The sequence below is a fragment of the Shinella oryzae genome (assembly GCF_023038235.1).
In the GTDB taxonomy this organism is placed as follows: domain Bacteria; phylum Pseudomonadota; class Alphaproteobacteria; order Rhizobiales; family Rhizobiaceae; genus Shinella; species Shinella sumterensis.
In genome coordinates, this window is record NZ_CP081987.1 from 279,100 (window position 1) to 302,579 (window position 23,480).

Here is a 23,480-nt window from a genome sequence, read left to right on the forward strand (position 1 = left end):
ACGGGAGATCGAAGATGACGGTTCGTCCGCCCCAGGCACTTGCCCCTTCCTTCACCAAGGAAACGGGTCTCAATATCCTTGAATACGAACTGATGTCGGAGCGGGCGGATTCGCTCGGCCGGCACGGGCTGAAGGTCGAGAAGGCATTGGCGCTGCTTTCCGAGCGCCTTGCCGCCGGATGCCCGCCCGAGGAACGCGACGCCCTGCTCGACGATGCCGCCGACAAGGTCTGGGCGTTCTTCATTCAGCGCGAAATGTGCGGGCTGCGCAGCCAGAAGGACGCGATCAGCCGTTACGGAATCCCGCCCGAGGTCATCGCGCGGCTGGGGATCGTACGCAAGAAGGCGTGAGCCTCAGGCGACGAGCTGGCGCGTGATCAGGTCGTAAATGCCGTTGTCGTCCACGCGCAGAGCGAAGATTTCCTTCCGGGCATCTTCCCGCTCGGCCTTCTCCTCATTGCCGGCGGCATCGAGGTTTCGCACCGCGTCTTCCGTCGTTTCGACCTGGTCGCTTGTGTGCTCAGAAGAAGAGGCATTCGAGGAGGACGTCGTCTTTTCCGGACCGTCGTTCGCCTGCGCACCGGCGGCCAAGAGCTGGATCGTGTCCAGCGCGTCCGCCGTCGCGTCGCCCGACGTCTTGGTCTCGGGCGTCGGTTTCGTCGCCTCCGCGTGGGCGCGGCCGATGGCCTCCTGAAGGTCTTTCACATCGTCGAGCTTTTCGCCGGCTTCCAGCGCGCGGATCGTCTCTTCCCGCTCCTTGCGGACCTCCGCATCCTCGACGCGGGTCGGGTCGGGCCGCACCCGTTCGAGTTTAAGCTCCTCGATGGATTTCGGATCGGCCGTATCCTCCAGACGCGCGAGGACCTTGCGCATCTCGGGCGTGAGGGACTTTTCATCCTGCGCCTTCTGCGCAAGCGCATCCTTCACGCGCTGGGCTTCGGTGCCGTAGGGGTTGCGGATGGCGGCGATGAGATCGGTGGCCTTGAGGCCGAGGTCATCGAGCCCGCTCTTCTGTTCGAGCGTCGAAACGGTCTCCGGCAATTCGCCGCGCTGGCGTGTCAGCAGGTTGGAGAGGCGCTGCTCGAAATCCGCGTCCGGCTCATCCTCGCCCTGCGCGACACCCGCCGCAGCGGCAAGGCGGGCGACGAGGTTGGCGGCGGCATCGTCCGCATTTCCCTTGATCGCCAGCTGTACGGCCGAAAGGCTCGTGCCGAGCGCGGTGAGCGTTACGTTCTGGTTGCTGCCCTTCGCCGGCAGGGAAATCTTTCCGATCAGCTCAAGCTGATCACTGAGGCGCTGGGCGAATTGCCGGCCTGTCTCGCTGTCGCCTTGGCTGATGCCCAGCATCGCGCTGAAGCGGGAGATTAGCTTGGCAAGCGTATCCTGGCCGCGGGCATTGTTGCCGAAGAAGTGCTCGTTGATGCGCGCGTTGGCCTGCCGCGCGGTATCATCGGACGCGACCTGCGCCTGCTGGCGCTTCAGGACGTCGTCGTCCTTGCGCCCGCTCGCCTTCTCTGCTTCTTCGCGCCGGCGCTCCTCGAGCGTCTCGGCGATCGATTGCATGGCCGATACGGCCGCGCCTGCTTGCGCGCTCTGCAACGGTGTCAACATGGCAGCCTCCAGTCTCCCGGAGGATAGACCGGCCTCGTTAACCGGCCGTTAAGCGTGTAACGCCTGATTTCCGGGGCTTTTGGCCGCCGGAAAGGCTCAGCTGTGCGCGAAAATGTCCGTCTCTTCCCAGCCGAGCAGGTCCAGCTTGGCGCGGGTCGGCAGGAAGGCGAAGCAGGCTTCGGCATGGGCAAGCCGGCCGTCACGCACGAGGCGGGCATTCAGCTTGTCGCGCAGCGCATGGAGATGCAGCACATCCGAGGCGGCATATTCGAGCTGCGCGGGCGAGAGCGTCTCCGCGGCCCAGTCGGACGACTGTTGCTGCTTGGAAATGTCGACGTCGAGCATTTCCTTGAGATTGTCCTTCAGGCCGTGACGGTCGGTATAGGTTCGCGTGAGGCGCGAGGCGATCTTGGTGCAGAAGACCGGCGTGGTGGTGACGCCGAAGGTGTGGAACAGCACCGCGATGTCGAAGCGGCCATAGTGGAAGATCTTCTGGCGGGACGGATCGGCCAGCATGGCGACGAGGTTCGGCGCATCCTTCTGGCCGGCGGCGATGCGGATGACGTCGGCCGTGCCGTCGCCGGGAGACAACTGCACCACGCAGAGACGGTCACGGCGCGGAATGAGGCCGAGCGTCTCCGTGTCGATGGCGATGGCGCCGGTATAGCGCGCGGCATCCGCCGCCGAAATGTCGCCTTCATGATACCGGATTGCACTTGCCATGAAAAACCCCATCTATGTCTTAGCTGTCGAATAATCCGCAGGCCTATAGCGCATGTTGCCGGCCAGCGGTATCTCTTTATGGATTGCGAAAGGCCGGCTTTGCCGGGAAGACGATGAAGATAAGCGCCGCCCTCGTCATGATAGCCGTTCTGGCGTCCCCGCCCGTCGCGCAGGCGCAGGTGTTCGAAAACCTGCCCGGCGTGGTGCCGAGCGATGCGACCGATGCCTATAGCAACAAGGGTGACATCGTCTGTGAGCAAAAGGTGGATGTGCGCCGCAGCGGTAGCCGCCATTGGCTCCCGCGCGATGTCTATGTCTGCGAGAAGAACGGCATTTCGTCGAGCAGCACCGTGCTTCCACCGTCCAGCATCCGCGCGCTGCGTGGCCTCGGCTACTAGTCGCCGCCCTTCGGTTCTCGTGCTACCACTCGTGCGGAACGATCCGGAGGAGACATGACCGACAATAGCCTGCCATTGCTGATCAGCGCGCCCGAGCCGCGCACACTGGACCTTATCTTTACACCCGCGGCGCGCGCCGAACTGCACCGGACCTACCGCATCGTCGAGGCCGATCCCGACAATATCGCCGGGCTCGGCGACGCGGTGCTGGCGCAGGCGCGCTACATTATCGGCCAGCCGCCGCTGTCGGCCGAGACGCTGGCCCGGATGCCGGCGCTGCGCGCCATCCTCAATGTCGAGAGCAATCTCATCAACAACATGCCCTATGAGGTGTTGTTCGCGCGCGGTATCCACGTGGTGACGACGGGGCAGGTCTTTGCCGAGCCGGTCGCCGAGCTCGGGCTTGCCATGGCGCTGAACCTCGCGCGTGGCGTGATCGACGCGGATGTGGATTTCCGCGAGGGCCGTGAATTGTGGGGCGGGGAGGGCAATGCCTCGGCACGGCTCCTGTCCGGGTCGGAGATCGGTATCGTCGGCTTCGGCGATCTCGGGCGTGCGCTGAACCGCGTCCTGTCCGGCTTCCGCGCTAGGATCCGCGTGTTCGATCCCTGGCTGCCGCCGTCGCTGCTGCGGGAAGCCAACACTGAACCGGCGTCCCTTGCCGATGTCCTCACCATGAGCGATTTCGTTTTCGTCGTGGCATCGGTGACCAGCGACAACAAGGGCTTTCTGGGCGCTGACGCCTTCGCCTCGATGCGCAAGGGCGCGGCCTTCATCCTGCTCAGCCGCGCCGACGTGGTGGATTTCCCGGCGCTGATGGCGGCCGTCGGCTCCGGGCATATCGTGGCGGCAAGCGATGTCTATCCCGAGGAGCCCTTGCCGCTCGACCATCCGGTGCGCCGTCTCAAGGGCTTCGTGCGTTCCGCCCACCGGGCCGGCGCGCTCGACGTCGCCTTCAAGAGGATGGGCGACATGGTGCTGGAGGATATGGCGCTGATGGATCGCGGCCTGCCGCCGATGCGCTGCAAGCGCGCCGAGCGCGAAACCGTATCGCGCATGCGCTCCAAACCGGTGAGCGTCAACTGATGCAAAAGGCCGTGGCGGTGTCCCGCCACGGCCTTTTGTTTAGCAAGGGAAAATCAGGCCCGCTTGATCACCTTGATCAGCACGAGCAGGACCACCGCACCGATCGTCGCATGGAGGATGGCGGCGAGGATGCCGGTGCCCAGGCTGACGCCGATGGCGGGAAAGAGGAAACCGGCGATGAAGGCGCCGACGATGCCGACGACGATGTTGCCGATAAGGCCAAAGCCGAAGCCCGACACGATAAGGCCTGCGAGCCAGCCGGCAATGGCGCCGACGATCAGAAATACGAGAATGCTTTCGATGCCCATGATGTGCTCCCTATGACAGCTGAAGTCTGTCGGGACTGAATCTGGCAGTCTCTGCAAGGAAAGCAAGGGGCTGGCAGCGAAATGTCGCCGCTCAGAAGACCCGTACTTTTCCAGGCGCGCGCGTCGCGTCTATGTCGATCAGAAGATAGATTGCCGCAAGCGTCGTTGCTGCAATCACAGTGGCACCCAGCACCAGAACAATCATTGTCCGTTCCTTCTGACGTCATTGCCAGTTGAGGACTTGTTGTACGCGCGCGGGCTTGCGCGGGGCTGGTGTGAGATGAAACCATGTTAATTTTAGCAAAGCCAGAAGCTGCCAATGAACTATTAACCTTCAGGCAAGGAATTAACCATAAACATGGCTCTACACGTCGGAATGGGAAAATCGCCTTTTCTCACCCAGGCATGATGCCGAACCGTCGTACCGGGTTGAGCCGGTATTCGAGTCTCACCGAATTTGATCATGGATCGACGGGCGGCATGCTCGTGCGCCGGACTTCCGGCGGCACGCCGCCGCGTGGCCACGGCCCGCGGGCCGGCCTTCTCCCCATGTGACAGTTCAGACGACCGCCCGAAACGGCGGCCGGGCATTTTTGGTTTGGAGCGGATTGGTGCAGGAAATGCCGGCAGAACAGGCTCGAACGGGACAGGCAGCCAGCTTGCGCGACCGTTTGCGTTTTGCCGGGATGGAAACCACCCACGGCGATGCGCTGCGCCGCCACCGCCAGACCCTCGAGCGTCACGTCGAAACCGCGCTGCGCGATCTTTTCCAGCGTTTTCAGACATTCCCCGATGCCGCCAGGCATTTCCAGAGCGAGCGCCAGATCGATCGCCTCCACGATCTCCAGAGCGCGCATTGGAACGTGCTGACCGATGCCCGTTTCGACGGGCTCTATGCCGAGCGGGTCAAGGTTCTCTCCGACAGCGAAAGCCAGATGGGCCTCGATCCGCGCTGGCGCATCGCCGGCCACGCGGTCGTCATGGAGACGGTCGTCAACGGGCTGATCGAGGAATACTGGCCGAAATCCATCCTGCCCGGCGCCGGCAAGGCCCGTCGCAAGGAACTGTCCGAGCTCGTTTCCGCCTTCCTGCGCACGGCGATGATCGATGCGGAGATCGGTGTGTCGCTCCGCTTCAACGAACTGCGCCACAGCCACCACAAGGCGCTCGCCGAGCAGCGCCGCGAAGACCGCGCCGAACTCGACCGGGTCTTCGGCGATACGATCCGAGGCCTTTCCCAGCTGGATTTTTCGGGCCGCGTCTCAGGCGAGATGCCCGATGCCTGGCGCGACATGGCCGAGACGCTGAACGCAGCGCTCACCGAAATCCAGGCGCATCTTTCCTCGGCCGCCGCGCGCGCTGCCGAAGGCGATCGTCTTGCCGGCACGCTTGCCGATGGCGCCCACGCGCTTTCCGTCCGCTCGGACGAGCAGTCGGCCACCCTGCTGGAGACCGCAAACGCGCTTGGCGGCATCGTCGAACGCGTTCGCCAGACGCTTGCCGAAACCCGCAAGGCGCAGTCCGCGGCGCTGGCGACGCAGGATTCGGTGACCCGGAGCGGCAGCATCGTCGGCGAGGCCATGTCGGCCATGGCCGATATCGAGGCTTCCGCCGAGAAGATCGGCCAGATCATCGGCGTGATCGACGAGATCGCCTTCCAGACGAACCTTCTCGCGCTCAATGCCGGCATCGAGGCCGCGCGCGCCGGCGACAGCGGCCGCGGCTTCGCCGTTGTGGCGCAGGAAGTGCGCGCGCTTGCCCAGCGCTCCGCCGATGCCGCACGTGAGATCAAGCAGCTGGTGACCGGCACGAAGGCGCAGGTCGAGGCGGGCGTCGAGCACGTCCACCGCACCCAGGATGCCATCGGCAGCATCGTCCGGCAGGTCGAAGGCATCAACGAGGCGATCACCGGCATCGTGCGCGAAAGCGCCGTCGATGCCGAGGGCCTGGAAGGCGTGGCCGCCGGCATCGACCGCGCGGGCCGCGCGCTCGAAACCGATGCCGGGGATGCCGGCCGCGTCGGCGCCATGGGCGGCGATCTTCATACGGTCATCCTGGAGCTCGGCCGCACGATCCGCGCGTTCCGCGTCGCCGCACCCCGCGAGGAGCGCGCCGAGCGTTTTGCACAAGCCGCGCCGCGTGCCGTTGCGCGGGAAATCCCGGCACCGGCCGCTCCGCTCGATCTGCTGACGGCGCGGGCCGTCGGCCATGGAGGTTGAGATGACGAGCAGACGTCCCCGTCACTGGTTCTCCACGGCGCGCAGCCGGTCCTCGGAGGAAAACCAGCCGCCCGCACCGCGCAACACAATCTCGGTTTCGCTCAGACGCAGACAAGGAACACCGTAATGGCGAGCAAGAAAGCCGCTCAGAAAAGTCTAAGCCTTGCCCCGGTTCTCGATCTCAACGAGGCGACGGCGCTGCATGCGCAACTCATGGGCCTCAAGGGCGGCCCCCTCGTCATCGACGCTTCGGCCGTCGAGCGCGTCGGTGCGCTCTGCGCGCAGGTCCTCATGGCCGGCGCGAAGAGCTGGGAAGAAGACAAGCAGCCGTTCACCTTCGCCAAGGTGTCCGAGCCGTTCATGAAAACCATGCAGCTTATCGGCGTGAACATTGATCACTTGCTGGCACAGGAGGCTAGGCAATGAAGAAGAAAGTACTGACCGTGGATGACTCCCGGACAATCCGGAACATGCTTCTCGTCACGCTCAACAATGCGGGCTTCGAGACCATCCAGGCCGAAGACGGTGTCGAGGGCCTCGAAGTTCTGGAAACCTCCAATCCCGATGTCATCGTGACCGACATCAACATGCCGCGCCTTGACGGCTTCGGCTTCATCGAGGGCGTTCGCCGCAACGAGAAGTTCCGCGCGATCCCGATCCTCGTCCTGACGACGGAAAGCGATGCGGAGAAGAAGAACCGCGCACGCCAGGCCGGCGCCACGGGCTGGATCGTCAAGCCGTTCGACCCGACCAAGCTGATCGACGCAATCGAGCGCGTAACCGCCTAATTCACGAAGTCCGGGATTCCTGCCGATGGATATGAACGAAATCAAAGAGATCTTCTTCCAGGAGTGCGAAGAGCAGCTCGCGGAATTGGAATCCGGGCTTTTGAAGCTGAATGACGGCGACCGCGATCCCGAAACGGTCAACGCCGTTTTCCGCGCGGTCCACTCGATCAAGGGCGGTGCCGGCGCCTTCGGTCTCGACGATCTCGTCTCGTTCGCCCATGTGTTCGAGACGACACTGGATTGCGTTCGATCCAACAAGCTGGAACCGACCCAGGATGTCCTGAAGGTCATGCTGAAATCCGCCGACGTGCTGGCGGACCTGACCAATGCCGCCCGTGACGGAGGCAGTGTCGACGAAGCGCGCAGCCGCACGCTCATCCGGGAACTGGAGGCACTCGCACACGGCGAGACGCATGTTGCGGAACCCGCTGCACCGAAGCCGGTTGCCGCCGCGCCGAAGCCGGCCGAACCCGCACCGGTCGTCGCAAAGCCCGACGTCAATGACGAGGGTTTCCAGCCGATCCCGTTCTCCTTCGGCGATTTCGACGAGGAGCCGGCTGCGCAATACGTTCCGACCTGCCAGATCATCTTCCGGCCGAACCGGGAACTGTATGCCAAGGGCAACGAAGCCGTTCTCCTGCTGCGCGATCTTTCCCGCCTCGGCGAGATGAGCGTCTACTGCGACATGGACCGGCTGCCGCCGCTGGACAAGATGAACCCGGAGGAGGCCTATTTCTCCTGGAAGGTGTCCGTCACCACCGACAAGGGCGAGGACGGCGTGCGCTCCGTCTTCGAATTTGCCGAATGGGACTGCGAACTCGATGTCCGCACGATCGAGGAAGAGATCGTGGGCGAAGCGGCCGACGATGACGAGCCGCCGATGCAGGCCGTTCCTTTCGATCTTTCGCTGCTCGAGGACGGCCCGGCCGCCGGCGGCGAGGAAGAGCCGGTTGCCAACGAAAGCGACACGGCGGCCGCCATTGCCGCCGCCGACACCGCCAGCAAGGTCGCACAGGTCGCAAGCCGCGCTGCCGAAAACGCCAAGGCGGCAGCCGCAGCGGCCACGGCTGCGCAGGCAAACCAGGCATCGGCTGCCGGCCAGACCATCCGTGTCGACCTCGATCGCGTCGACCGCCTGATCAACCTCGTCGGCGAGTTGGTGATCAACCAGGCCATGCTCTCGCAGAGCGTCGTCGAGAACGACAACAACGGCGTCAGCTCCATCAATATGGGCCTCGAGGAGCTGCAGCAGCTTACCCGCGAGATCCAGGATTCGGTGATGGCGATCCGCGCGCAGCCGGTGAAGCCGGTGTTCCAGCGCATGGCCCGTACCGTCCGCGAAATCGCCGACATCACCGGCAAGTCCGTTCGCCTCATCACCGAGGGCGAGAACACCGAAGTCGACAAGACCGTCATCGACAAGCTCGCCGAGCCGCTGACGCACATGATCCGCAATGCCGTCGACCACGGCCTGGAAATGCCGGAGAAGCGCGAGGCGCTCGGCAAGAACCCCGAAGGCACGGTCCGCCTGACCGCGAAACACCGCTCGGGCCGCATAGTCATCGAGCTTGCCGATGACGGCGCCGGCATCAACCGCGAGAAGGTCCGCCAGAAGGCGATCGACAACGACCTGATCGCGGCCGATGCGAACCTGTCCGACGAGGAAATCGACAACCTGATTTTCCACGCCGGTTTCTCCACCGCCGACAAGGTGTCGGACCTCTCCGGCCGCGGCGTCGGCATGGATGTCGTCAAGCGCTCCATCCAGGCGCTCGGCGGGCGCATCTCCATCTCGTCCAAGCCCGGACAGGGTTCGGTCTTCACCATGAGCCTGCCGCTGACGCTCGCCGTGCTCGACGGCATGGTGGTGACGGTGGCCGGCCAGACGCTCGTCGTGCCACTGACGGCCATCGTCGAGACGCTCCAGCCGGAAGCCTCCGCCATTCATTCGTTCGGCGCCTCGCAGCGGCTCATCTCGATCCGCAATTCGTTCTGCCCGCTGGTGGATGTCGGCCGGATCCTCAATTTCCGTTCTACGCAGGCCAACCCGATCGACGGCGTTGCGCTCCTCGTGGAATCGGAAGGCGGTGGCCAGCGCGCCCTCATGGTCGATGCGATCCAGGGTCAGCGCCAGGTCGTCATCAAGAGCCTCGAGGCCAACTATACCCACGTTCCCGGCATCGCAGCTGCGACCATCCTGGGCGACGGCCGTGTGGCTCTTATCCTTGACGTCGACGCCGTTGTCGCCGCGTCCCGCGGCCAGCCCCTTCGCCAAGACATCTCGCTTGCTGCCACCGGTTAAGACGCCATGACGTACGCGGTCAAGAATCTCATTGACGGACATGAACTGATCGCCTTCCGGATCGGCGACCAGGAATTCTGCGTGAACATCATGTCCGTGCGGGAAATCCGTGGATGGACGCCCGCGACGCCGATGCCGCACGCGCCGCCGCATGTGCTCGGCGTGATCAACCTGCGTGGCGCAGTGCTGCCCATCATCGACATGTCGCAGCGTCTCGGCATGAAGCGCACCGAGCCGACCGTCCGCCATGTCATCATCGTCGCGCAGGTCGGACCGGCGACGGTTGGGCTGCTCGTGGATGCGGTGTCGGACATCCTGACCATCACGGACGAAAACATCCAGCCCACGCCCGACATCGCGAACGAGACGGAGAAGGCCTATGCGCGCGGCATTCTCGCGATCGAAGGCCGCATGATCTGCCTCATCGATCTCGGCGTCCTGTTCCCGCATATCGAAAGTGAAGCCGCATGACCTATTCTCCGGCCATCGATACAAGGCAATCTCCGGACGAATGCCTCGCAAGCGGCGAGTATCCGCTGACGCGTCGCGACCTCTCGGAGATCGCCGCGATGATCTATGCGGATGCCGGCATCTATCTCAACGAGACGAAGGCCTCGCTCGTCTATTCACGCCTGTCGAAGCATATCCGCCAGCTCGGCCTCAAGGGCTTCCGGGAATATTGCGCGCTTGTCTCCTCTCCGGAGGGCGCCGGCCCGCGCAAGGAGATGCTGTCGCATCTGACGACGAATTTCACGCGCTTCTTCCGTGAGAACCATCATTTCGAGCATCTTCGCAGCGACGTGCTGCCGGAGCTTCTTGCCCGTGCGCGCAACGGTGGCCGCGTGCGCATCTGGTCGGCGGCCTGCTCCGATGGGCAGGAACCCTACTCGATTGCGCTCACGGTTCTCTCCATGATGCCGAATGCGGCGGATTACGATTTCCGCATCCTGGCGACCGACATCGACCCCAAGATCCTGGCGATCGCCCGCTCCGGCGCCTATGACGCGACGGCGCTCGAAACCGTCGAACCGGCGATGCGCAAGCAGTTCTTCCGCGAGACCGAAATCGCCGGCCGCCAGAAATGGCAGATCGACGACCGGGTGAAGCGGCTCATTACCTTCAACGAACTGAACCTGATGGCCCAGTGGCCGTTCAAGGGGCCGTTCGACGTCATCTTCTGCCGCAACGTCGTCATCTATTTCGACGAGCCGACGCAGGTGCGGATATGGTCCCGCTTCGCCGACATGCTCGCCGTAAACGGCCATCTTTACATCGGCCATTCCGAGCGCGTTTCAGGCGACGCGAAGGGTCAGTTCGACAATATCGGCATCACGACCTACCGCTACACGGGCAAGAACAGGGGGAGGGGCGCATGACGGCACCCGCACGCGTACTTGTCGTCGACGATTCACCGACCATGCGCGGCCTGATCACGGCCGTGCTCAACGCCGATCCCGACGTGACCGTCATCGGCCAGGCCGGCGACGCGATGGAAGCCCGCAACGCGATCAAGCAGCTCGATCCCGATGTCGTGACGCTCGATATCGAGATGCCGAACATGAACGGGCTGGAGTTTCTCGACAAGATCATGAAGCTTCGCCCGATGCCGGTGATCATGGTCTCGACCCTGACCCATCGCGGTGCCGAAGCGTCCTTGATGGCGCTGGAGATCGGCGCGTTCGATTGTGTCGGCAAGCCGCAACCGGGCGAGGTTCGTCCCTTCGGCGACCTCGCAGAGAAGGTGAAGGCGGCCGCCCGCTCGCAGCGCCGGTTGCGCACCGATCCGCCGCCCATCGCGCCGGTCGCGGCGCATGCCAGCCCCAGCACCTACAAGCCCGGCCGCAAGATCATCGCCATCGGCGCGTCGACGGGTGGTGTCGAAGCGTTGATCACGGTCTTGCAGAAGTTCCCGGTGAACTGCCCGCCGACCGTCATCACCCAGCACATGCCGTCGACCTTCACCAAGAGCTTCGCCGACCGGCTGAACAGGCTCTGCGCGCCCGTCGTGCAGGAAGCCACGGACGGCGCGCGCCTGGAAATCGGCAAGATCTACCTGGCACCCGGTGGCGAGCGTCACCTCCAGGTCGCCAATCCGCACGCCCCCTGTTGCCGTCTCGTGGACCGCGATCCTGTCAACGGTCACCGACCTTCGGTGGATGTGCTGTTCGATTCGGTTGCGGAACTTGCCGGCCGCAACGCTGTCGGCGCCATCCTCACCGGCATGGGCCGGGATGGTGCGGCGGGACTTTTGAAGATGCGCCACGCCGGGGCGCGGACCATCGGCCAGAATGAGAAAACCTGCGTGGTTTATGGAATGCCCAGGGTCGCTTTCGAGCTGGGCGCCGTGGAACACCAATTTCCACTCTCCTCCATCGGCGAGGAAATCCTGAAGATCACTGCGGCCATAGAGAAGGAAGCGAACAATGTCTCTCGCTGAAAAAATAAAAGTCCTGATCGTCGACGATCAGGTGACCAGCCGTCTGCTTCTGGGTGATGCCCTGCAGCAGCTCGGCTTCAAACAGATCACGGCGGCCGGCGACGGCGCGCAGGGCATGGCCATCATGACCCAGCAGCCGCACCATCTCGTCATCTCCGACTTCAACATGCCGAAGATGGACGGGATCGAGTTCCTCCAGGCGGTGCGGTCCAACCCCACCACCAAGAAGGCGGCCTTCATCATCCTCACTGCGCAGGGCGACCGCGCGCTGGTGCAGAAGGCGGCCGCGCTCGGTGCGAACAACGTCCTGGCCAAGCCATTCACCATCGAAAAGATGAAGGCGGCGATCGAAGCCGTGTTCGGGGCATTGAAATGATATCAGATGCCGCGGCCCGCCGCGTCCACGTCATCCAGGGCGAGTACAAGGTCGTCAACGATCCGAATGTGGTGTTGACCACCATCCTCGGTTCGTGCGTGGCCGCCTGCATGCGTGATCCGGTCGTTGGCGTCGGCGGCATGAACCATTTCCTGCTGCCGGGCTCTGCCGGGGCGCTCGCCTCGGGCGGCGACGCGACACGCTACGGCGTCCACCTGATGGAGCTGTTGATCAACGGCCTGCTCAAGCAGGGCGCGCGACGCGACCGGCTGGAGGCAAAGATCTTCGGCGGGGCAAGGACGATCGCGCGCTTCTCCAATGTCGGGGAGCAGAATGCGCTCTTCGCACGGCAGTTCCTGACGGATGAAGGCATCAGGATCGTCGGTGAAAGTACGGGTGGCGAATATGGCCGAAAGTTGGAATACTGGCCGTCGTCGGGCCGCGCCCGGCAATATGCGCTGACGGGCGTGGAGACGCAGAAGACGGTGGCGCTGGAACAGCGTCCCGTACCTGTCGCGAAGCCGGCGGAAAGCTCGATCGAATTCTTCTGAGCGGCGGGGGCGTCGCAAGGAAATACAAGTGTGACAGGATTGCGTACCGGCAGTGGCAACAACGCCGCCGGGCGTCGACGGGAGAAGGGTCCCCATGAAAGCCGAGTATCTGACGACAGCGAATGCGATGGAGGAAGCCCTTCCTGATGTCCTCATGCGGATCGTTTCCGAGCTGCACGACGTCGCCTACCTGATCGAGCGCATCGAGCCGCAGCTCGCCGCCGTGCATGGCGAGGCCTCCGCCGACGACGCCGAGCGCATGATGGTGTTGCAGGGCCTGGACCTCGCCGTCCAGAAGACGCGGGGGCTTGCGGAATTCATCGATACGATCACCGGCAGCATGCCCGGCGGCTGGATCGTCGATGTCACCACGGCGCTCAATCTCGTGAAGCTTGCGGATATGCAGAAGGCGCTGAGCAACGGAACCCGGCACGGGCACTCCCAGCCGCTCGGCAAGGCCGTCGGCGACTTCGAAGCCTTCTGATTGATCCGAAACGGGAATTCTTGACTTGTAGCGGCGCCGGACAGGCGCCGTTTTTGTTTTCCCGCACTCTTCGCAGGCGCAGCACCGCCATGTTCGCGCAAGTTTCGCCGTCTAGTCTCCATCCCGGATCAGTCAGGTCCGCGTATTCCATGGAGCAGATCGGCGTGCGGAAATGCCGGTCCCGTTCCACGAGATTGAAAATGCGTCTGAACGCGCCGGCATGTTGTCCGGCAGGCAGGCGACTAGTCCGTGCGGGAACAGAATGAATCTGTTGGAACAGTTGACGAAAGTCTACAAGAACCTGGCTTCGCTGGGGCAGGCGAAACTCGCGATGCTCGCAGGGGCCGCGGTGGTGTCAATCGGCCTGGTGCTCGCCGCCGGTATCCTTGTGAACAAGCCCGCCTACGAGACGCTTTATGTCGGTCTGGAAAAGTCCGATGTGAACCAGATCAGCATGGCTCTCGCCGAGGCCAGCATCGATTTCAACACGGGAACGGACGGCGCCAGCATCGCGGTTCCTGTCGGCCAGACCGGCAAGGCCAGGCTCTATCTCGCAGAGCGCGGCCTGCCGAGCAGCGCCAATTCCGGTTACGAACTCTTCGACAAGGTCGGTTCTCTCGGTCTCACCTCCTTCATGCAGGAGGTGACGCGTGTTCGCGCCCTCGAGGGTGAAATCGCCCGCACCATCCAGCAGATCAGCGGCATCGCCGCAGCCCGCGTCCATATCGTAATGCCTGAGCGCGGCAACTTCCGCAAAGCCGACCAGGTTCCGACAGCCTCCGTCATGATCCGCGCCAGCGCCCAGGCCGGCCGCGAATCGGCGGCCGCGATCCGTCACCTGGTCGCTGCATCCGTTCCGGGCCTCGAGGTGGATGGCGTGACCATTCTCGATTCGGCCGGCCAGCTCCTGGCGTCCGGCGACGATCCTGAAAAGGGCATGCTCAATCGTTCGCTGACCGCCGTCCAGACCGTGCAGAGTGAGATGGAACGCAATATCGAGAAGGCGCTCGCACCCTTTCTCGGCATGGACAATTTCCGCGCCAGCGTGACCGCCGCGCTCAACACCGATACGCAGCAGATCCAGGAAACCGTCTACGATCCGGAATCGCGCGTCGAGCGCTCCGTGCGTGTGACGCGTGAAAGCCAGAAGTCCAGCCAGCAGGCCACCAACAAGGCCGCGACCGTCGAGCAGAACATTCCGCAGGGCGGCCCGCAGGGCAATGGCGACGGTCCGCAGTCGAGCGACGAGGCGGACAAGAAGGAAGAGCAGACCAACTACGAGATCAACAGCAAGACGGTCGCCACCGTGCGCAACGGCGTGGCGGTGGAGAAGCTGTCCGTCGCCGTGGTCGTCAACCGCGCCCGCATTGCCGCCATGGTGGGCGAACCCGCCGACCAGGCGAAGATCGACGCCTATCTCGCGGACATGCAGAAGATCGTCTCCTCCGCAGCCGGCCTCAATGCCGATCGTGGCGACGTTGTCACCATCACCGCGATGGAATTCCTCGACCACCAGCTGCTGGACGATGCGGTGCCGGGCCCGGGCGTCATGGAAGTGCTCACGCGCAATCTCGGCGGCATCATCAACGCCCTTGCCTTCGTTGGCGTGGCTTTCCTGGTCGTATGGTTCGGCCTGCGCCCGGCGGTCCGCTCGGTGACGGGCGGCGGTGCGGGGGCCAATGCGCTCGAAAGCGATGCGGCCGGCCTCGAACTGCCGGACTTCTCTCCTGCCGCCGGCATCGGCGGCCCGGGCGCCACCCTCATGGATGGCTTCGGCGCGGACTTCGGCTTCGACAGCACGGACGATCTTCTCAACGCCGGCGACGACGGCGAGGGTACCTTCAACCGTCGCGTCAAGGAAGGCCCGGAACGTCGCCTCAGCCGCATGGTCGAGATCAGCGAAGAGCGTGCCGCAAAGATCCTGCGCAAGTGGTCCGCGGAAAAAGAAGCCGCCTGACCGCCTACTCACACGAAAACGTCTCCAAGAGCGCGGCCCCAACCGGGTCGCGTTCTGCTTTTCGTACCGGCATTTGTGTGATTTTTGACGGCAAAGTGTTGCTCAAGGGCAACATTTTCGGCACCGATCTCGCGGTATTGCCCTCCAAGATTGCGCCCATTTTGGGACGACGGCATTCACGGACGCGTGAACGCAAAAAAAGTTTTGCGCTGCGGTAGCTGCTGGCGCCGGGTCTGTATCACCGTATTTTCCTGATTTAGGGTTTCCCGAAATATGGGCGAGGGCGGCCCGTTGAAAATAATGAATGGTTAACAAATAGTTAACCATTCAGTTCATTCCTGCCGGCGCCGCGCCGCAAAAAGCAAATCACTTGCGCGAAGGCGATTCACAGAAGCCGGCAAAAGTAAATCCCGAGAAGGGGGCCATGGTCTTTGAAGGAGGTCGATGTACACTTTAGTTACTGATTCGCTTGGTGATTCCCGTCGATGCGGCCTGATCGAAAAACAGATTCGGACGGTTCCGAACTGTGGCGATAAGGAGGCGGGGCCTTCCAATCGGGATCGGAACAGGGGGCTATCATGGAAACGATGCGGTCGGATGCAGCGGCCTGGGAATCTTATGGATTCTCCGCCGAATCTGGTGAGCGTAAGAGTGCGCGTGAAATTCTTCTTCAGGAGCTTGGGCGCTGCGCGGATCCCGCCGGCCTTTCGCCGGGACTGAAGGCATTAACCGATTACGTCAGCGCGTCGCATTATCTTCTCGTCCGGCACGACGCCTCGCCCGAAGCGGGCCTCGATGTCGTCGTCGCGTCCGACTGGCCGTTCGACATGGTGCGCGGCATCGCCCGGACGGTGGGGGCATCCCAGTCGCGGATGAGCGAGCTGGAAAAGTGCTTTTCCCTCCTCAAGCCGTGCTTCCACCATCTGGCCGACAACGTGGCGGTGCCGAGGGGCGTGAGCCGTGAATATTGCGTCATCGCATTCCATGTCGGGCGGGTGCGCATGTCGCTCCTTCTCCTCTTTCCGGAGCATTTCATCCTCTCCCAGAGCAAGCTGCGCGATGTCGGCATCATGACAGGCTATTTCGCGAGCGTTTGCTGCGAAGGCGCCATCCTCCGGCAGGACCGGGATATGGAGTTGACGGACCGGGAGATCGAATGCCTCTACTGGATCGCGGAGGGCAAGACGAGCGGCGAGATCGCCGTCATTCTCGGCATCTCGCGCAACACGATCAACAACTACATCACCAGCGTCATGCGCAAGACGGCCACGAAGACCCGGTCGGAGGCGATCGCCTGGGCCGTTCGTCACAGCCTGGTGTGAGGAGGAGCGTCATGGAAATCCAGCTCTCCGCCCCGCTCATCTCCGAAGCCGAAATCCGCCTGGCCCGGCCGCCGAAATCCGTGCGTGCCGCCGATTTCGTCTCCCGCCTCCAGGTCATGCAGACGGTGCTCGGCGCCGAGCATTTCGCCGTGCTGCGCCTCTCCGGCCAGGGCCTGCCCACCGCACGCAAGTTCAGGCTGGCGCTGCACAACTGGGCCCAGGATGTCGACCGCAAGGCCGACCAGCTGCTGGGCGCCTACGATGCGGCGATGCTGGCGCATCTGGAAGCCTCCATGCTGCCCCTTATCTGGGAAGGCGCCGGCGGCAACCAGTTCGCCGTGGCGGGGGCCGAGCTCTTCACCGCGCGCCTGCCGGCCGGGGTCCTGCCATGGTCGGGCATTGCCTTTCCCGTCAGGCTCGGCGCTCAGGGCAACGGCTACGTCGTCTTCATCGGCAACTTCATCGCACCATCCGGCGACCTGACGGTGGACCTGCACATGCAGAGCTGCCAGATCCTGATCGACATGCTGGCCGCGGACGAGAAGAAGCTCACGCCCGCGGAGGCCCTGAGCGAACGCGAGATCGCCTGCCTCCAGATGGCGGGTGACGGCTGCATTTCCGAAGTGATCGCCGAGAAGATGGGCCTTTCCGTGCACACGGTGAACGCCTATCTCGGAACGGCGACGACGAAACTCGACGCCGTCAACCGCATCCAGGCCATCGCGAAGGCCATCCGGCTCGGCTACATCACCTGACGATGCCAAGCGACCATGCAGGCGCATGGTCGTGGCCTCTGCCGTGCGTTTAATGGGCGTGATGAGACGCCGCGTCGCCCTTCACGTAGCGCGCTTCCTGAAGGCTTCTGCGCAGGAAATCCGTGTTGTCATTGGGGTCCGCGGCAGGGTCGCTGAAGGCGACGTGCGTGACTTCGACGCCCGCGACATCCTTCTGGAGCATCAGGCGCGCATAGACGGTCACGCCCTGCGGACGGATCTCCATGTCCAGCGTCACTTCCGGCTCCGTATCCCAGTCGAGGCGATAGTCGCCGCCGGCGCCGAAATTGATGGTGCCGGGCAGGAAATAGAGTTCGGCGGCCGAAGAGACCAGATCGGCCAGGTTCCCGTAGCACTCGAAACGCAACAACGACACGAGATCGGCGGCATCGAGCAGTCTGAGCTCAGTGGCGACCGGGCAGATTGCTTCGGCAACAATCTTCTCGCGTTCTGCGGAATAGGTGCATTTTCTCATCGGATTTAATTTACCCGTCTGGTCTGGGGCGAAGCTGCATAAACCCGGTGAATCAGCTCCGCCACTGCTTTGTAGAACACCGGCGGAATGACACTATCCACCGAGACTTGCGCAAACATTGAGCGTGCGAGCGGCGGATCTTCGAAAACGGGTATGCCATTCTCCTCCGCAATCTCGCGGATCTTGAGGGCGATGAGGTCCTGGCCCTTGGCCACCACGACCGGCGCGTCGCCTTCTTCCCTGACATATCGCAGCGCGACCGCGAAGTGAGTCGGGTTGGCGATGACGAGGGTGGCGCGCGGCACCGCGGTGATCATGCGGCGGCGGATACGGTCGCGCTGGATGGAGCGCATGCGTGCCTTGACGATCGGGTCGCCCTGCGCCTGCTTCATTTCCTCCTTCACCTCCTGCTTCGTCATCATGAGCTCGGTGAACCAGTGATGGCGCGTCCAGGCGAAGTCGATGGCGGCAATGATGGCGGTGGCGAAGAGAATGATCAGCAGGACCTTGTTGACGTCCGAACCCATCATATAGAGCAGGGTTGCCGGCTCGGAGAACATCGTGTCGAGCGACGAGAAGTAGTTGGTCTGCATCATGATGCCGACGACCAGCGACACGAGCATGATCTTGATCAGCGACTTCGCGAATTCGACAAGCCCCTGCTTGCCGAAGAGGCGGGTGAGGCCCTTGATCGGGCTCAGCCGGTTCATCTGCGGCCGCACGCGCTCCAGTACGGGGCTCGGCAGGTTCTGGAAGACCGACGAGGCAACGCCGAAGACCATCATCATGATGAGGATGGGCAGGAGAAGGCCGCCCGCTTCCCAGCCGAGATGGCGGAAGATGGCGATGACATCCGTACCGGATTTCAGGTTCCAGGCTTCGGGCTGTTCGAAGAAGTCCCGCAGCGTCTCGTTCATCCGCGCCACGCCGCCGGGCAGGAAGAAGACGAGGTAGACATAAATGGCGAGCGTCGAGGCGAAGATCGTGACCTCGCGGGAGAACGGCGTGTTGCCCTTCTCCATGGCGTCGCGAATCTTCTTCTCGGTCGGAAGCTCTGTTTTGCTGTCCTTGTCGTCGTCGTCAGCCACTCGCGCGCTCCGGCTTGATCAGCCTGCCAGAAAAGCAGGCGGCCCGAACCCCAAAGGAGATTCGGGCCGGAAATACGCTCGGCTTGCAGGATCGGCCTGTCAAGGCGGATCAGGCGGCCTGGGCTTCCTGTTCCTTTTCCTTCAACTGGATTTGTCCGGCTGCGGCGAGGCGGATCGCTTCCTGGGTGATGGAGCGGCGGGCGATGGCGATTTCGCGCGGATTGCCCTGGTCGCCGGCGGCGAGGTCCGATTCGATCATGCGGCGCTGGCGCGCGCCGATGGCGGAAAGCACCGATTCGCGCAGTTCCATCGATGCGCCGCGCAGGGCAGCGGTGATGATATCGCCGGACACGTCGTTGAACAGCGACACGCGGCTGCGCTGCGGCATGTAGAGCACGTCCTCGAAGAGGAAGATCTTCGGGCGAACCTTCTTGACCGATTCGGTTGAGACCGTTTCGAGCGAGGCGAGCATCTCGTCGACCTGGGATTTTTCCAGTTCGTTCATGAGGTCTGCCACCTTGTTCGAGCCGACCGAGTTGCGCTCCGCGTCCAGCGCCGAGATCATCTCGATGACGCGCGCTTCGACGATCGCGGTCGCCTTGGGGCTCGCGTCCTTCAGGTTGACGGTACGGTTGATGATGTCGGCACGATGGTCTTCCGGAATTTCCAGCAGCACCTTGGCGCCGAAGGAGGACGGCATCATCGACAGGATATAGGCGATCGTCTGCGGGTGCTCGTTGAGCAGGAAGCGCGCCACGAAGACCGGATCGGCATCCTGAAGGCGATCCCAGATCGTCGTTTCGAACGCCTGGAAGGCGGCGCGGCGGCCAAGCAGGCCATCCACCTCGTCCGGCGTCAGGCCTTCCTCGAGGATGCCTTCCATCATCTTGGCGTTGTCCATGAGGCCCGCGCCTTCGGTGAACAGGTCCTCGAACTCGTTGACGAGGTCGATCAGTTCGTGCGGGGGAATGGCGCGCAGGTTCTGAGCCGCGGCGATGATGGCCTGCAGTTCACTCTGGGTGAAATACTTCAGAAGCTTGCCGGCGACACCCTTGCCCATGGCAAGCAGCACCGCTGCGGCTTTTTCCACCGGCGACAGCGGCGAACCAAGCGCCGTGGACGTGCCGAAATTTTCGAAATCCATCATGGATTGTCCCCCTGACCCCTTCAGCGGGTATCAGACTTTGCGTGTACTCTTCACTTCGATGAGTTTCACCCCGAAACGGGTGTCGTCGTTTTCCAGAACCGTAATTTCACCGCGGCCGATGACACGGCCGTTGACCATCACCTCGACGGGCTCGCCGATCCTGCGGTCGAGCGCGATCGTCGCGCCTTCGCTGAGGTTCATGAGACCGGAGACCTGCATCTGCGACGAGCCGAGTACGATCTGCAGATCGATCGGGATATCCATGATGAGGTCGAGGTTGGACTGCATGGCGCTGCCCGGACGCGGCGTTTCCTTCACCTCGGTGGAGAAGTCGCTGCCGGCGCCGAAATCCGAGCCGCCAAAATCCGAGCCGCCGAAATCGGTTGCACCGAAATCGCTGCTTGCCGCGCCGCCGCCGAAATCACCGCCGAAGGCCGCCAGCGGATCGTCGTCGAGGGTGGCAGGAACGCCGCCGTCGAACGTCGCGTCCTGCTGGAGAACGCCGCGCAGGTCGTCGATCGCCTGTTCCAGCTCCTGGTCGCCCGCATTGATGGAAGGCGTGATGTCGTCAGCGATGGGTGTCTTCTTGGGTGCCATAAGATCACTATTCCATTCGAAACTTGCCTGAGGCTAGCCGCCGGCCGAAGCCGGATGCGAACTATCCGATGATGTGCTGGAGGATGTCGTCCTCCGAGCCGTAGGTATCCTTGACGCGAACCGTGTAGCGGGCGCCCGACCGCCCGAACTCGCAGACATAGAGGTTGCGGCCGTTGGCGTTCACGTCGACGCGCACGTCGCCCGCTTCGTTGAAGGGGATGACGTCGCCCGGCTGCAGGCGGCTGATCGTGTCGAGCGTCTGCGGCTCCAGGTGAATGCGCGCCTCCAGCGTCACCTTCGAGCGGCGAACCTGCTCGCTGAGCTGCTCGCTCCACTCGGCGCGGGTCTTTGCCACATTCGCCGGCCTCGGCGCCGCGATGACGGATTTCAGCAGCGTCGCCTGCGGAATGACGACATGGAAGGTCGAAAGAACGGGCCCGATGCCGACGGCCATGTTGACCATGGCGACATGCGCGTTCTGCGTACCGTCTTCGACGGGCTTGCGCAGTTCCGCGTTGTGCGCGGCGCCGAGCAGGGGTTCGAAGCTGGTCGCGCTGGAAACCGCGGTTTTCAGGACGCCGGAGATGCGGTCGAACATCATGGCCGCAACGTCGAGTTCGATCTTCGACAGCGGCCGGGGCTGCGGGTCCTCGATGGAATCGCTCACGGCGCCGAGCATGTTTTCGACAAGCGTGATGATGAGCGGGCTGTCGCAGATCAGGGTGAAATGCTCGCACCAGTCGCGCAGCGACGCATCGCAGAAGGCCATGGCGCCGCCGAGGCCTTCCGTCAGTTCCCCGAACTTGCCCATCGTAAAGCCGGCATAGGACACGGCGACTTCGAAGCCGAGTTCGCTTTCCAGCATGTCCGGCAGGAATTCGGAGAACACGTCGCCGAGCCTGGCGCAAAGCTTGGAGATGGTCTCGCGGTCGCCGAGCTTGCCGGTGAGGCGGGCAAGAACGATCGGATCCATGGACGGGGCTGCGGTTACGGTCGCTGTGCTCATCGATCAGGCCGCCTTCGTATCGCCGCCGCCGCCGGGATTCATCATCTCCTGTTCCACGGCGTCGATGGACGGGCGCTCGTAGGAGGAGATGGTCTTGCGGCCGTATTCCAGGGCAACCTGCGGAACCGAGCCGTTCATGTAGGCGAGGAGCGTCTGCTTGACGATCACATAGAGGCGGTTCTGCTTTTCGCGCACCACCTTGATGTTGGTGGTGATGGGTGTGACGATGGAATAGGACAGGAAGATGCCGAGCATGGTGCCCACGAGCGCCGAGCCGATGAGGCCGCCGAGCACTTCCGGGGATTCGTTGATCTTGCCCATCGCCTTGATGACCCCGAGAACGGCGGCGATGATGCCGATGGCCGGGAAGGCGTCACCCATGGTGGAGAGCGCCTGGTAGGGCTTCATCTTGTCGCGCGTGATCGTCTGGATTTCCTCGTCCATCAGCGCCTCGATCTCGTGGCTGCGGGCATTGCCGATGATGATGAGGCGAACGTAGTCGCAGATGAAGGCCGTCAGTTCCTTGTTTGCGAGAACCGTCGGCGCGGACTGGAAGATGGGCGATTCTGCCGGGTTGTCGATATGGGCTTCGATCTCGTTGCGCGACTTGGTGCGCAGGTCTCGCATCAGGCTGTAGAGCACGCCCAGCGTATCGAGATAATGGCGTTCCTTCGGCACCTTGTGCTTGAAGGCTTCCCCGAGCGCCTTGCCGGTTTCCTTGATCACCTTCATCGTGTTGGCTACGATGAAGCCGCCGACCCCGGCTCCGCCGATGATCAGGAGCTCGAATGGCTGGTTGAGCACCTCGACATGGCCGCCCATGGCCATGAAGCCGCCGAGGATACAGCCGATGGTGACGATGAGGCCGATTACAATGTTCATAAGCGCAGGTGTCCCGACACAGTTCTGACCCTTCGGAAATACGGTTCCAGCCTTGCGTGAAGCTGTACCTGAGGGCGGGTTCGTGGATCAGGTTCGCGCAAGCAAAACCCCGCAGGATCATGGTTCAGAACGGGCCTTCGCGCCCTCGTGAACCATGATCGGCGGGCCATCGTGACGACCACCTATACGAGCTACAAGCTGATTTCCTCGGACCTTCAGACATCGCTCACGCGCGTGTCGGAGCAGCCGGACGTCAAGCGCGAGACCGAATATTATCTGTCGAAGATCGGCGACGTGAAGTCGGTCGACGACTTCTTCGCCGACAGCCGCCTTTACAACTATGTCATGAAGGCGCACGGCCTCGACGACATGGCCTATGCCAAGGCTTTCATGCGCAAGGTGCTGACGGAGGGCGTTGACGACAAGGGCGCCTTCGCGAACCAGCTTTCGGACACACGCTACAAGGCATTGGCCGAATCGCTGAACTTCGCCCGCCACGGCGAGCTGGCGACCACCTTCGAGCGCGCCCAGAAAGGCATTGCCGACAAGTATATGCGCCAGACGCTGGAGGTCAGCGCCGGCGAGGACAATACCGGGGTGCGGCTCGCGCTCTATTTCGAACGCATGGCCTCGTCCATCACGTCGGGCTATTCCATCATCGCCGATGATGCGCTGGCGCAGGTCGTGCGCACGGCATTCCAGCTTCCTGCCGAGTTCGCCGCCACCGATGTGGACCGCCAGGCCGCATATTACGAGGATATCCTTGATCTCGACGACCTCAAGGATCCCGCGAAGGTCGGCAAGCTCCTCGAGCGCTTCACCGCGATGTGGGAACTCGAAAACCCTTCCGGCAGCTACGATCCGCTGACCGTCTTCCAGCCGTCCAGCCTGACAGGCATTTCGACGGACCTGCTTCTTTCCATCAACAACCTGAAACTCGGAGGCCGCTGA

26 protein-coding genes are annotated in these 23,480 nt (G+C 63.2%); 17 read left to right on the plus strand and 9 right to left on the minus strand.

From position 1 onward, the window contains the following. Window positions 1-14 precede the first annotated feature (14 nt). Window positions 15-350 carry a DUF6665 family protein gene (locus K6301_RS01390; RefSeq protein WP_160870072.1) on the plus strand — a complete coding sequence of 112 codons (336 nt, stop codon included), beginning with the start codon at window positions 15-17 and terminating at the stop codon, window positions 348-350. A gap of 3 nt (window positions 351-353) precedes the next feature. Here K6301_RS01390 and K6301_RS01395 read toward each other — a convergent pair whose 3' ends face one another. Both K6301_RS01395 and K6301_RS01400 read right to left on the minus strand, forming a co-directional pair. Beyond that, complete coding sequence (locus tag K6301_RS01395; RefSeq protein WP_247218800.1) at window positions 354-1,610, minus strand: hypothetical protein; 1,257 nt, start codon at window positions 1,608-1,610, stop codon at window positions 354-356. A 96-nt stretch (window positions 1,611-1,706) separates the two neighbouring features. Then, window positions 1,707-2,333, minus strand: a complete 627-nt coding sequence (locus tag K6301_RS01400) for a ribonuclease D (RefSeq protein ID WP_134649652.1) — start codon at window positions 2,331-2,333, stop codon at window positions 1,707-1,709. Between the two features lie 113 nt (window positions 2,334-2,446). Between K6301_RS01400 and K6301_RS01405 the strand changes: the two genes are divergently transcribed. Further along, window positions 2,447-2,731, plus strand: a complete 285-nt coding sequence (locus K6301_RS01405; protein WP_247218802.1) for a hypothetical protein — start codon at window positions 2,447-2,449, stop codon at window positions 2,729-2,731. A gap of 54 nt (window positions 2,732-2,785) precedes the next feature. Further along, window positions 2,786-3,817, plus strand: a complete 1,032-nt coding sequence (locus tag K6301_RS01410; protein WP_247218804.1) for a hydroxyacid dehydrogenase — start codon at window positions 2,786-2,788, stop codon at window positions 3,815-3,817. Between the two features lie 53 nt (window positions 3,818-3,870). Here the strand turns inward: K6301_RS01410 and K6301_RS01415 are convergent, their stop codons facing one another. Further along, window positions 3,871-4,125, minus strand: coding sequence for a GlsB/YeaQ/YmgE family stress response membrane protein (locus K6301_RS01415; protein ID WP_247218806.1), 255 nt, complete (start codon window positions 4,123-4,125; stop codon window positions 3,871-3,873). 620 nt (window positions 4,126-4,745) lie between these two features. Here K6301_RS01415 and K6301_RS01420 point away from each other — a divergent pair. The 13 genes from K6301_RS01420 to visR all read left to right on the plus strand — a co-directional run bounded on the left by K6301_RS01420 (window position 4,746) and on the right by visR (window position 17,316). Further along, entirely contained in the window at window positions 4,746-6,344 is a 1,599-nt protein-coding gene (locus K6301_RS01420) for a globin-coupled sensor protein (RefSeq protein ID WP_425475382.1), read from the plus strand. Window positions 6,345-6,470: 126 nt separating this feature from the next. Next, window positions 6,471-6,770, plus strand: a complete 300-nt coding sequence (locus K6301_RS01425) for an STAS domain-containing protein (protein ID WP_134649657.1) — start codon at window positions 6,471-6,473, stop codon at window positions 6,768-6,770. After that, window positions 6,767-7,132: a chemotaxis response regulator CheY1 gene (gene cheY1 / locus K6301_RS01430; RefSeq protein ID WP_134649658.1), complete on the plus strand. Its 366-nt coding sequence runs from the start codon at window positions 6,767-6,769 to the stop codon at window positions 7,130-7,132. The genes K6301_RS01425 and cheY1 overlap by 4 nt, the downstream gene beginning before the upstream one ends. 25 nt (window positions 7,133-7,157) lie before the next feature. Beyond that, entirely contained in the window at window positions 7,158-9,434 is a 2,277-nt protein-coding gene (locus tag K6301_RS01435) for a chemotaxis protein CheA (protein WP_247218808.1), read from the plus strand. Between the two features lie 6 nt (window positions 9,435-9,440). Then, on the plus strand, window positions 9,441-9,905 hold the full coding sequence (locus tag K6301_RS01440; protein ID WP_247218810.1) for a chemotaxis protein CheW: 465 nt from the start codon (window positions 9,441-9,443) through the stop codon (window positions 9,903-9,905). Further along, window positions 9,902-10,810, plus strand: a complete 909-nt coding sequence (gene cheR, locus K6301_RS01445) for a protein-glutamate O-methyltransferase (protein WP_247218812.1) — start codon at window positions 9,902-9,904, stop codon at window positions 10,808-10,810. The genes K6301_RS01440 and cheR overlap by 4 nt, the downstream gene beginning before the upstream one ends. Further along, window positions 10,807-11,871, plus strand: a complete 1,065-nt coding sequence (gene cheB, locus K6301_RS01450; RefSeq protein ID WP_247218814.1) for a protein-glutamate O-methylesterase CheB — start codon at window positions 10,807-10,809, stop codon at window positions 11,869-11,871. The genes cheR and cheB overlap by 4 nt, the downstream gene beginning before the upstream one ends. Continuing rightward, window positions 11,858-12,247, plus strand: coding sequence for a response regulator (locus K6301_RS01455; protein WP_134649663.1), 390 nt, complete (start codon window positions 11,858-11,860; stop codon window positions 12,245-12,247). The genes cheB and K6301_RS01455 overlap by 14 nt, the downstream gene beginning before the upstream one ends. Beyond that, the gene (cheD, locus tag K6301_RS01460) at window positions 12,244-12,798 is read left to right on the plus strand and encodes a chemoreceptor glutamine deamidase CheD (RefSeq protein WP_247218816.1); all 555 of its coding nucleotides are present in this window, start codon (window positions 12,244-12,246) and stop codon (window positions 12,796-12,798) included. Before K6301_RS01455 ends, cheD begins: the two co-directional genes overlap by 4 nt. Before the next feature lie 94 nt (window positions 12,799-12,892). Beyond that, window positions 12,893-13,282: a chemotaxis protein CheT gene (gene cheT / locus K6301_RS01465; RefSeq protein WP_247218819.1), complete on the plus strand. Its 390-nt coding sequence runs from the start codon at window positions 12,893-12,895 to the stop codon at window positions 13,280-13,282. Window positions 13,283-13,544: 262 nt separating this feature from the next. Next, window positions 13,545-15,239 carry a flagellar basal-body MS-ring/collar protein FliF gene (fliF, locus tag K6301_RS01470; RefSeq protein WP_247218821.1) on the plus strand — a complete coding sequence of 565 codons (1,695 nt, stop codon included), beginning with the start codon at window positions 13,545-13,547 and terminating at the stop codon, window positions 15,237-15,239. Window positions 15,240-15,817: 578 nt separating this feature from the next. Further along, window positions 15,818-16,561 (plus strand): transcriptional regulator VisN, encoded by a 744-nt coding sequence (gene visN / locus K6301_RS01475; protein WP_134649667.1) that lies wholly within the window; start codon window positions 15,818-15,820, stop codon window positions 16,559-16,561. Between the two features lie 11 nt (window positions 16,562-16,572). Beyond that, the gene (visR, locus tag K6301_RS01480; RefSeq protein WP_247218823.1) at window positions 16,573-17,316 is read left to right on the plus strand and encodes a transcriptional regulator VisR; all 744 of its coding nucleotides are present in this window, start codon (window positions 16,573-16,575) and stop codon (window positions 17,314-17,316) included. A 49-nt stretch (window positions 17,317-17,365) separates the two neighbouring features. Here visR and K6301_RS01485 read toward each other — a convergent pair whose 3' ends face one another. From K6301_RS01485 to motA, 6 genes are all read right to left on the minus strand, one after another. Then, a complete protein-coding gene (locus K6301_RS01485) occupies window positions 17,366-17,809 on the minus strand; it encodes a hypothetical protein (RefSeq protein ID WP_134649668.1) in 444 nt (147 codons plus the stop codon). 5 nt (window positions 17,810-17,814) lie between these two features. Further along, window positions 17,815-18,897: a flagellar biosynthesis protein FlhB gene (gene flhB / locus K6301_RS01490; RefSeq protein ID WP_247218825.1), complete on the minus strand. Its 1,083-nt coding sequence runs from the start codon at window positions 18,895-18,897 to the stop codon at window positions 17,815-17,817. Between the two features lie 109 nt (window positions 18,898-19,006). Then, on the minus strand, window positions 19,007-20,044 hold the full coding sequence (fliG, locus tag K6301_RS01495) for a flagellar motor switch protein FliG (protein ID WP_134649670.1): 1,038 nt from the start codon (window positions 20,042-20,044) through the stop codon (window positions 19,007-19,009). A 30-nt stretch (window positions 20,045-20,074) separates the two neighbouring features. After that, a complete protein-coding gene (gene fliN, locus K6301_RS01500) occupies window positions 20,075-20,641 on the minus strand; it encodes a flagellar motor switch protein FliN (protein WP_247218827.1) in 567 nt (188 codons plus the stop codon). Between the two features lie 61 nt (window positions 20,642-20,702). Then, window positions 20,703-21,647, minus strand: a complete 945-nt coding sequence (locus K6301_RS01505) for a FliM/FliN family flagellar motor switch protein (protein ID WP_247218829.1) — start codon at window positions 21,645-21,647, stop codon at window positions 20,703-20,705. 3 nt (window positions 21,648-21,650) lie between these two features. Further along, on the minus strand, window positions 21,651-22,529 hold the full coding sequence (gene motA / locus K6301_RS01510) for a flagellar motor stator protein MotA (protein WP_134649673.1): 879 nt from the start codon (window positions 22,527-22,529) through the stop codon (window positions 21,651-21,653). Between the two features lie 171 nt (window positions 22,530-22,700). On the opposite strand from motA, the gene K6301_RS01515 reads away from it, so the two are divergent. Then, window positions 22,701-23,480 carry a DUF1217 domain-containing protein gene (locus K6301_RS01515; RefSeq protein ID WP_247218831.1) on the plus strand — a complete coding sequence of 260 codons (780 nt, stop codon included), beginning with the start codon at window positions 22,701-22,703 and terminating at the stop codon, window positions 23,478-23,480.